At 70.4% G+C, this 8,520-nt stretch carries 10 protein-coding genes; 7 read left to right on the forward strand and 3 right to left on the reverse strand.

Annotated elements, in window-relative coordinates; all coding sequences use genetic code 11:
* Positions 1-35: 35 nt before the first annotated feature.
* Positions 36-1,427: a metallopeptidase TldD-related protein gene (locus tag ACWFR3_RS45895; RefSeq protein ID WP_453740681.1), complete on the reverse strand. Its 1,392-nt coding sequence runs from the start codon at positions 1,425-1,427 to the stop codon at positions 36-38.
* Positions 1,424-2,947, reverse strand: a complete 1,524-nt coding sequence (locus ACWFR3_RS45900) for a TldD/PmbA family protein (protein WP_453740682.1) — start codon at positions 2,945-2,947, stop codon at positions 1,424-1,426. The genes ACWFR3_RS45895 and ACWFR3_RS45900 overlap by 4 nt, the downstream gene beginning before the upstream one ends.
* A gap of 185 nt (positions 2,948-3,132) precedes the next feature.
* Here ACWFR3_RS45900 and fabG point away from each other — a divergent pair, with 185 nt between their 5' ends.
* The 3 genes from fabG to ACWFR3_RS45915 all read left to right on the forward strand — a co-directional run bounded on the left by fabG (position 3,133) and on the right by ACWFR3_RS45915 (position 5,094).
* Complete coding sequence (gene fabG, locus ACWFR3_RS45905) at positions 3,133-3,852, forward strand: 3-oxoacyl-[acyl-carrier-protein] reductase (protein ID WP_453740683.1); 720 nt, start codon at positions 3,133-3,135, stop codon at positions 3,850-3,852.
* A 5-nt stretch (positions 3,853-3,857) separates the two neighbouring features.
* Entirely contained in the window at positions 3,858-4,619 is a 762-nt protein-coding gene (fabI, locus tag ACWFR3_RS45910; RefSeq protein ID WP_453740684.1) for an enoyl-ACP reductase FabI, read from the forward strand.
* A gap of 115 nt (positions 4,620-4,734) precedes the next feature.
* A complete protein-coding gene (locus ACWFR3_RS45915) occupies positions 4,735-5,094 on the forward strand; it encodes a hypothetical protein (RefSeq protein ID WP_453740685.1) in 360 nt (119 codons plus the stop codon).
* A 31-nt stretch (positions 5,095-5,125) separates the two neighbouring features.
* Here the strand turns inward: ACWFR3_RS45915 and ACWFR3_RS45920 are convergent, their stop codons facing one another.
* Entirely contained in the window at positions 5,126-5,818 is a 693-nt protein-coding gene (locus ACWFR3_RS45920; RefSeq protein WP_453740686.1) for a FadR/GntR family transcriptional regulator, read from the reverse strand.
* 112 nt (positions 5,819-5,930) lie between these two features.
* Between ACWFR3_RS45920 and ACWFR3_RS45925 the strand changes: the two genes are divergently transcribed.
* From ACWFR3_RS45925 to ACWFR3_RS45940, 4 genes are all read left to right on the forward strand, one after another.
* Entirely contained in the window at positions 5,931-7,250 is a 1,320-nt protein-coding gene (locus tag ACWFR3_RS45925; protein ID WP_453740687.1) for a CynX/NimT family MFS transporter, read from the forward strand.
* Positions 7,251-7,316: 66 nt separating this feature from the next.
* The gene (locus ACWFR3_RS45930; protein ID WP_150166275.1) at positions 7,317-7,433 is read left to right on the forward strand and encodes an SGM_5486 family transporter-associated protein; all 117 of its coding nucleotides are present in this window, start codon (positions 7,317-7,319) and stop codon (positions 7,431-7,433) included.
* Between the two features lie 169 nt (positions 7,434-7,602).
* Positions 7,603-7,827, forward strand: coding sequence for a hypothetical protein (locus ACWFR3_RS45935; protein WP_453740688.1), 225 nt, complete (start codon positions 7,603-7,605; stop codon positions 7,825-7,827).
* A gap of 111 nt (positions 7,828-7,938) precedes the next feature.
* Complete coding sequence (locus tag ACWFR3_RS45940; RefSeq protein ID WP_453740689.1) at positions 7,939-8,457, forward strand: SixA phosphatase family protein; 519 nt, start codon at positions 7,939-7,941, stop codon at positions 8,455-8,457.
* Positions 8,458-8,520 lie beyond the last annotated feature (63 nt).

Consider the following 8,520-nt stretch of genomic DNA (forward strand, 5'->3'; position numbering starts at 1 on the left):
GCCGGATACCGGCCGCACCGGCCAGTCTATGGGCGTCACACGCCTTGGCTGACCGAGCTCATGTTGAAGTCGGGGATGCGCAGGGCGGGCATCGCGGCCCTAGTGAACCAGTCGCCCCACTCCCGGGGCAGCGTCTTTTCCGTCCGCCCGGCCTCCGAGGCCCGCGAGAGCAGGTCCACCGGCGACTCGTTGAAGCGGAAGTTGTTCACCTCGCCCACGACCTCGCCGTTCTCCACGAGGTAGACGCCGTCCCTGGTGAGCCCGGTGAGCAGCAGGGTGGCCGGGTCGACCTCGCGGATGTACCAGAGGCAGGTCAGGAGCAGCCCGCGCTCCGTGCCCGCGACCATCTCCTCCAGGGAGCGGTCGGTGCCGCCGTCCAGGATCAGGTTGTCTATGGCGGGGGCCACCGGCAGACCGGTCAGGCCCGCGCTGTGCCGGGTGCTGGTCAGATGCGCGAGCTCGCCCGCGCGTACCCAGTCGGTTGCGGTCAGCGGAAGCCCGTTGTCGAAGACGGACGAGTCGCCGCCCGAGGCGTGCGCGAGCACGAACGGCGCGGACTCCAGGCCGGGCTCGTTCGGGTCGCTGCGCAGCGTCAGGGGCAGTTCGGCGAGCCGGTCGCCGACGCGGGTGCCGCCGCCCGGCTTGGAGAACACCGTCCGGCCCTCGGCCGCGTCCCGCGCGGAGGCCGACCACAGCTGGTAGATCAGCAGGTCGGCGACGGCGGTCGGCGGCAGGATCGTCTCGTAGCGCCCGGCCGGCAGATCGATGCGCCGCTGGGCCCACCCCAGGCGCTTGGCGAGCTCCGCGTCGAGCGCCGCCGGGTCGACGTCCTTGAAGTCCCGCGTCGCCCGCCCCGCCCACGCCGACTTCGTGCGGTCGGGGGACTTGGCGTTGAGTTCGAGGGTGCCGTTGGGCTGGTCGTGGCGCAGGCGCAGCCCCGTCGACGTACCGAGGTAGCTCGATACGAGTTCGTGGTTCGCGAAGCCGTACAGCTCACGCCCGCCCGCCCTGGCCGTGGCGAACGCCTCGCCGAGGGCCGGGGCGAAGTCCGCGAAGACCGCCGATGAGGTCTCGCCGGGGGCGTCCCTGAAGTCCGCCGACTCCTCGGCCCCGGCGACCAGCGGCTGCGCGTCCTCGGCGGGACCCGCCCCGCGCGCGGCATGCTCGGCGGCGCGGACCAGGGGCTCCAGGTCGGCGGTGGTCACGGCCGAGCGCGAGACGACACCGGAGGCGGTGCCCTCCTTGCCGTCGACGGTCGCGATGACGGTGAGGGTACGGCCGCGGGTGACGCCGTTCGTGGTCAGGGCGTTGCCCGCCCAGCGCAGGTTCGCGGTGGAGTGCTCGTCGGCGATGACGACACAGCCGTCGGCGGTGGAGAGATCCAGGGCGCGCTCGACGATCTCGTAAGGCTTGCTGCTACGGCTCATCGACCCGCCTCCTGCGTGGTGTTGAGGATGTTCACGCCTCGGAACAGGGCCGAGGGGCAGCCGTGCGAGACTGCCGCGACCTGGCCCGGCTGGGCCTTGCCGCAGTTGAAGGCACCGCCGAGCACATACGTTTGCGGGCCGCCGACCGCGGCCATCGAACCCCAGAAGTCGGTGGTGGTCGCCTGGTACGCGACATCGCGGAGCTGACCGGCGATGCGGCCGTTCTCGATGCGGTAGAACCGCTGCCCCGTGAATTGAAAATTGTACCTTTGCATATCAATTGACCATGAACGGTCGCCAACCACGTAAATGCCGCGATCGACGCCCGCGATCAGATCCTCCGTCGAGAGCCCGCCCGGATCGGGTTGGAGCGACACGTTCGCCATGCGCTGCACCGGCACATGGCCGGGGGAGTCCGCGTACGCGCACCCGTTGGAGCGCTCGAAGCCGGTGAGCTTCGCGATGCGACGGTCCAGCTGGTAGCCGACCAGGGTGCCGTCCTTGACCAGATCCCAGGACTGCGCGGCCACGCCCTCGTCGTCGTACCCGATGGTCGCGAGTCCGTGCTCGGCCGTCCTGTCGCCCGTCACATTCATCGACGACGAGCCGTACGCCAGCTTGCCGAGCTGGTCGAAGGTGGCGAACGACGTCCCCGCGTACGCCGCTTCGTAGCCGAGCGCGCGGTCCAGCTCGGTGGCGTGGCCGATGGACTCGTGGATGGTCAGCCAGAGGTTCGACGGATCGACGATCAGGTCGTACGAACCGGCCTGAACGCTCGGCGCCCGCATCTTCTCGGCGAGGTATCCGGGGATGCGCTCCAGCTCGGCGTCCCAGTCCCAGCCGGTCCCCGTGAGGTACTCCCAGCCGCGTCCGGCCGGCGGCGCGATGGTCCGCATCGAGTCGAACTCACCGCTCGTCTCGTCGACCGCGACCGCGGTGAGCTGCGGGTGCAGGCGGACCCGCTGCTGCGTGGTCACCGTCCCCGCGGTGTCCGCATAGAACTTGTTCTCGTGCACGGTGAGCAGCGAGGCGTCGACGTGCGAGACGCCGTCGGCGGCAAGGAGACGGGAGCTCCACTCGGCGAGCAGCCCGCTCTTCTCCTCCTCCGGCACGGAGAAGGGGTCGATCTCGTACGCCGACACCCACGTCTTCTCCGCGTGCACCGGCTCGTCGGCGAGTTCGACCCGCTCATCGGAACCGGCGGCCTTGATGACCTTCGCCGAGAGCTTGGCCATCGCCACGGCCCGGGACGCGACCTTCGCCGCCGCGTCCATCGTCAGGTCCACGCCCGAGGCGAAGCCCCAGGTTCCGCCGTGCACGACACGGACCGCGTAGCCGAGGTCCGTGGTGTCGGAGGTACCGGACGGCTTGGCGTCCCGCAGCCGCCAGGACGCGCTGCGCACCCGCTCGAAGCGGAAGTCCGCGTGGTCCGCGCCCAGCGCACGCGCCCGGGCGAGCGCCGCGTCGGCGAGAGCCCGCAGGGGCAGCGCCGTGAAGGCTTCATCGATGGAATGGGGCACGGATGTCTCCCTGTTGTCGGCACCGGTCGGTCAGATCATGTCGCGCGTAGCGGCCCGGCGGCCAGAGTTTTCTGTAGGGACCCGACAGTGAGTCCGGTACGCCACTGTCGGTCGTCGATTCTCCGTATGGAGCACCGTACCGATAGGTTTTCGAGGTACCAGACCGCTATCGAAAGGGTGATCCGTTGAGCCGCTCGGTTCTCGTCACCGGAGGAAACCGGGGCATCGGCCTCGCCATCGCCCGCGTCTTCGCCGATGCCGGCGACAAGGTCGCGATCACTTACCGCTCGGGTGAACCGCCCCAGGCCCTCACCGAGCTCGGAGTCCTCGCCGTCAAGTGCGACATCACTGACAACGAGCAGGTGGAGCAGGCCTACAAGGAGATCGAGGAGAAGCACGGCCCCGTCGAGGTCCTGGTGGCCAACGCCGGGATCACCAAGGACCAGCTCCTCATGCGCATGTCCGAGGAGGACTTCACGTCCGTCCTCGACACCAACCTCACCGGCACCTTCCGTGTCGTGAAGCGCGCCAACCGCGGCATGCTGCGCGCCAGGAAGGGCCGCGTCGTCCTGATCTCCTCGGTCGTCGGCCTGATGGGCGGCCCGGGGCAGGCGAACTATGCCGCCTCCAAGGCCGGCCTGGTCGGCTTCGCGCGCTCCCTCGCCCGTGAGCTCGGGTCGCGCAACCTCACCTTCAACGTCGTCGCGCCCGGTTTTGTCGACACCGACATGACCAAGGTGCTCACCGACGAGCAGCGGTCGAACATCGTGGCGCAGGTGCCGCTCGGCCGTTACGCGAACCCCGAGGAGATCGCCGCCGCGGTGAAGTTCCTCGCCTCGGACGACGCGTCGTACATCACTGGAGCCGTCATCCCCGTTGACGGCGGATTGGGCATGGGTCACTGATCACCATGAGCGGAATTCTCGACGGCAAGAAGATCCTGATCACGGGCGTTCTGATGGAGTCCTCCATCGCGTTCCACGCGGCCAAGGTCGCGCAGGAGCAGGGCGCCGAGGTCATCCTCACCGCCTTCCCGCGCCCCACGCTCACCGAGCGCATCGCCAAGAAGCTGCCCAAGCCCGCCAAGGTCATCGAGCTCGACGTGACCAACCAGGAGCACCTGGACCGGCTCGCGGGCCTGGTCAAGGACGAGCTCGGCGGCCTCGACGGCGTCGTGCACTCCATCGGCTTCGCCCCGCAGGGTGCCTTCAACTTCCTCGAGGCGGAGTTCGAGGACGTCGCGACGGCGATGCACGTCTCGGCGTTCTCCCTGAAGTCGCTCACCATGGCCTGCCGTCCGCTGTTCGACGACGGCGCCTCGGTCGTCGGCCTCACCTTCGACGCGCAGTTCGCCTGGCCCAAGTACGACTGGATGGGCCCGGCCAAGGCCGCCCTGGAGGCCACGAGCCGCTACCTCGCCCGCGACCTGGGCAAGGAGAACATCCGCTGCAACATGATCTCGGCGGGTCCGATCGGCTCCATGGCCGCCAAGTCCATCCCCGGCTTCGCCGACCTCGCGGACGTCTGGAACACCCGTTCGCCGCTGGACTGGGACATGGCTGACCCGGAGCCCGCGGGCCGCGGCATCGTCGCACTGCTCTCGGACTTCTTCCCGAAGACCACCGGCGAGATCATCCACGTCGACGGCGGCGTGCACATGATGGGTGCCTGAGCAGGCATAACGTACGTTTCTGACGCCCCGTCCCCCGCGCCGTGCGGGAGGCGGGGCGTCACCCGTTCGGCTCACCGGCCGGGCGCGGGCGGGGCAAAGCCGCGCACCCTGAGGTGTGCGCCCGTCATCTCCCGCGGTGCTCGCCGCTCTCACCCTGCTGATCGCCCTGCCGAACGGCGCCTCGTCGCATGCCGTCGCAGAGGCGGAGCCGCCACGCGCGCGCGTGGCGGCCGACGACGAACCCCGGCCGTTCGGCGCGGAGTGCCGCACCAGCGTCGAGGGCTCGGAGGCGGTGGCCTACTGCCACAACCCGTACCCCGAGCCCGACCGGGTGCGCCTGCACGTGGAGTGCGAGCAGTGGTGGGACATCGACAGCGACGGCGTGCCGGTCGAGGCGGGGGCCGCCTCTACGGTGCGGCTCACCGGCCGCTGCTGGAAAGAGATCCGGACGGTCTGGGTCAGCCACGAGAAGTGAAGGTCAGGGGCGGGTGGGGCCCCGGTGCGTGTCACGGCCGCGCGGTGCCGTCGAACAGCTCCCTGCGGCACATGAAGGGGTAGCCCGCGGCCTCCTTGGCCGCCGCCTCCTCGTCGTGCTCGCGGATCGCGTCGACGAGCCGGGCGTGGTCCATGTGGCTCTCGGGGGTCAGCTCCTCGCCGATGTCCTCGCGCAGCCAGTCCACCATGACCTCGCCGAGGTCGGCGTACATCGCGGTCATCGCGTCGTTGTGGGACGCGGCCACGACGGCCAGGTGGAAGGTCGCGTCGGCCGCCACGAAGGCTTCCGCGTCGCCCGACGCCCAGGCCGCCTCGCGGCGCTCCAGGAGGGTGTCGAGCTGCTTGAGGTCGCGCTCCGTGCGGCGCTGGGCGGCCAGTTTCGCCGCGCTCGACTCCAGCGTGCTGCGCAGCTCCGCGATGTGCCGCGGATCCGTCTCGGCGAACCTGCGCTGCATCACGCCGGCCAGTTCACTCGTCGCCACCACGTAGGTGCCCGATCCCTGGCGGATGTCGAGCAGGCCGTTGTGCGCGAGGGCGCGGACCGCCTCCCGGACGGTGTTGCGCGCCACGCCCAGCTGCTCGACCAGCTCGGGCTCGGTGGGGATGCGGGAGCCGACCGGCCACTCGCCCGAGGAGATCTGGTTGCGCAGCTCGGCGATGACCTGCTCGGAGAGCGCCGAGCGGTGAGGGGTGGTCAGCGGCATGACATTCCTTCGTGCGCGAGGTGACGGGCGGGGCCGTGCGGGACGAGGTTAACGGGCGGTGTGACGTATTCGGATTGGACAGCCAATCATCCCATGATTCTATGATGGCCCCATGGCTAGTGAGGAAACCACGACGATGACACCGACCACGAAGACGACACCGACACGTACCGACGCGGCGGCCGGGGCCGCGACCGGAGCGGCGGAGAAACAGCCCGCCACGCGCGCGTGGGCGACGCGTCTCGTCACCGTCGGCATCGTCCTGGCCGCCCTCAACCTCCGTCCAGGCATCACCAGCCTCGGCTCCCTCCTCGAAGAGGTGCGTGACGGGCTCGGCATGAGCGGCACGCTCGCCGGACTCCTCACCTCCGTCCCGCCGCTCTGCTTCGCGGTCTTCGGAGTGATGGCTCCGCGGCTCGCCCGCCGGTTCGGCCCCAGCGCGGTGGTCTGCGCGGGCATGGTCGCCATCGCCACGGGCCTGGCGATCCGCCCCTTCCTGGGCGGCACCGTCGGCTTCCTCGCCGCGAGCGCGCTCGCCCTCATGGGCATCGCGGTCAGCAACGTCCTGATGCCGGTGATCGTCAAGCGCTGGTTCCCCGACCGGGTCGGCTCGATGACCGGGCTCTACTCGATGGCCCTCGCGCTCGGCACCTCGCTGGCGGCGGCCATCACGGTGCCCATGACCGACGCGATGGGCGGCAGTTGGCAGAGCGGGCTCGCGGTGTGGGGGGCGCTCGCCGTCGTCGCCGTCGTGCCGTGGCTGCCGCTGGTGCGGGACCGCAGCGCCGCCTCCGCCGCCCCGGAACACGTCAGCTCCGAGGTGCGCCGGGAGGACGCGGAGCTGCGCATCACGCGCAGCCGTACGGCGTGGGCGCTCGCCTGCTTCTTCGGGCTCCAGGCCACCGCCGCGTACATCACGATGGGCTGGATGCCGCAGATCTTCCGTGACGCCGGGGTCCCGGCGGGGGAGGCCGGTGTGCTCCTCGCCGTCATCATGGCGATGGGCGTGCCGCTGGCCTTCGTCATCCCGCGGGTCGCCACCCGGCTGACGAACCAGGGCCCCGTGGTGGTCGTGCTCGGTGCCTGCGGTCTCGCCGGGTACGCCGGTCTCTACCTCGCCCCCGCGGGCGGCGCCTGGGTCTGGGCCCTGCTGCTCGGCGTCTCCAACTGCGCCTTCCCGCTGGCCCTCACCATGGTCGGCATGCGGGCCAAGAGCAGTGTGGGCGTCGCCAAGCTCTCCGCCTTCGCGCAGAGCACCGGCTACCTGATCTCGATTCCGGGGCCGCTCCTGGTGGGCGTGCTCTACCAGCACAGCGGCGGCTGGGGCCTGCCGATCGCGCTCATGGCGGGCCTGATGGTGCCGCAGATCGTGGTGGGCATCCTGGCGGGCCGCAACCGTACGGTCGAGGACGAGATCGCGGCGGCTGCCTGATCCGGGGGCGGGGCGCTGTCGCACCCCGGCGGAGCCGCTCCGGACAAAGGGTGCGAGACTCTCCCCATGCCAGTGCTAGACCCGAACCCCCAGAACGGCCAGAAGAAGCTGCTCATCGTGCTTGGCTCGATGCTGGCCATCACCGTGATCATCGGGATCATCGCCTCCATCGCCTCGCCGTGAACTGACCCCGGCGGGGCCGATGGTGGGGTTAGCACCACCATCCCCTAGGGGGTCAGTGTCAGGGTCAAGTGGGTGGATCACCGGATGTGCTGAGGGTCGCCTGATCCGTACCTTCGAGATGTGGCCGCGAAGACGCGGCGGCGCAGACCTCGAAGACCACGGAGGCGGCATGTCGGCCCGTTCGCACACCAGGCGCGACCCGGGAGCCACCAAGGACTCCGCGAGCGTCGAGATCCAGCTTCCGTGGTGGGCCATCGCCCTCCCCGCCATAGCCTTCGCGGCCCTGCTCCTGCTGATGCTGAACCCCGCCGACGCCCACGCCACGGCCGGCGAGCCGGTGGTCACACACCTGCTCGAGCGCATCCAGGAGACCGTCTTCCGTACCACCCCGTGACCCGTCCCGGGCAGGCGCGGTGACCCGCCCCGGGCGGACACCGTCACCCGTGCCGGGGGAGCAGTCCAACTCCCTGCGCCCACTGGCAGGTTTCATGCGAAGCTGGGACGCATGAGCGTCGCAGAACCCCGCAGGATTGTCCTTTTCCGGCATGCGAAGGCCGACTGGCCCCAGGTGTCCGACCACGAGCGGCCGCTCGCGGAGCGAGGCCGCAAGGATGCGCCCGTCGCCGGGCGCAAGCTGGCAGACAGCGGCATCCCCCTCGACCTGGCCCTCTGCTCGACCGCCGCCCGGACCCGCGAGACATGGAAGCTCGCCGTCCAGGAGCTGCCGCACCGGCCCAAGACCGTCTACGAGGAGCGGCTGTACGAGGCCTCTCCGGGCGAGCTGATCGCCGTGCTCAACGAAACCCCGGACGACGTGCAGAACGTCGTACTGATCGGTCACAACCCCGGCGTACAGGGGCTGGCCGACGTTCTTGCCGGGGACTCCGAGGGCGACGCCCGTACGCGGATGAACCGCCGCGGCTTCCCCACGGCGGCCTTCGCCGTTCTGACGTACTCCGGCTCGTGGAAGGCCCTGGAACCGGGGGTCGGCACCCTGGTCGACTACTGGTCGCCTTCCGAGTAGATCCCGAGCAGACCCCGACGCACGTACGGCGATGGGCCCCGGAACCGCTGAGTTCCGGGGCCC

The sequence above is a fragment of the Streptomyces sp. NPDC055189 genome (genome assembly GCF_053606765.1).

Coding starts and splice junctions, on each gene's coding strand:
- ACWFR3_RS45895 (WP_453740681.1), bottom strand. CDS start 1,427: ATGAGCCGTAGCAGCAAGCCTTACGAGATCGTCGAGCGCGCCCTGGAT.
- fabI (WP_453740684.1), top strand. CDS start 3,858: ATGAGCGGAATTCTCGACGGCAAGAAGATCCTGATCACGGGCGTTCTG.
- ACWFR3_RS45920 (WP_453740686.1), bottom strand. CDS start 5,818: ATGCCGCTGACCACCCCTCACCGCTCGGCGCTCTCCGAGCAGGTCATC.
- ACWFR3_RS45925 (WP_453740687.1), top strand. CDS start 5,931: ATGGCTAGTGAGGAAACCACGACGATGACACCGACCACGAAGACGACA.
- ACWFR3_RS45930 (WP_150166275.1), top strand. CDS start 7,317: ATGCCAGTGCTAGACCCGAACCCCCAGAACGGCCAGAAGAAGCTGCTC.
- ACWFR3_RS45935 (WP_453740688.1), top strand. CDS start 7,603: ATGTCGGCCCGTTCGCACACCAGGCGCGACCCGGGAGCCACCAAGGAC.
- ACWFR3_RS45940 (WP_453740689.1), top strand. CDS start 7,939: ATGAGCGTCGCAGAACCCCGCAGGATTGTCCTTTTCCGGCATGCGAAG.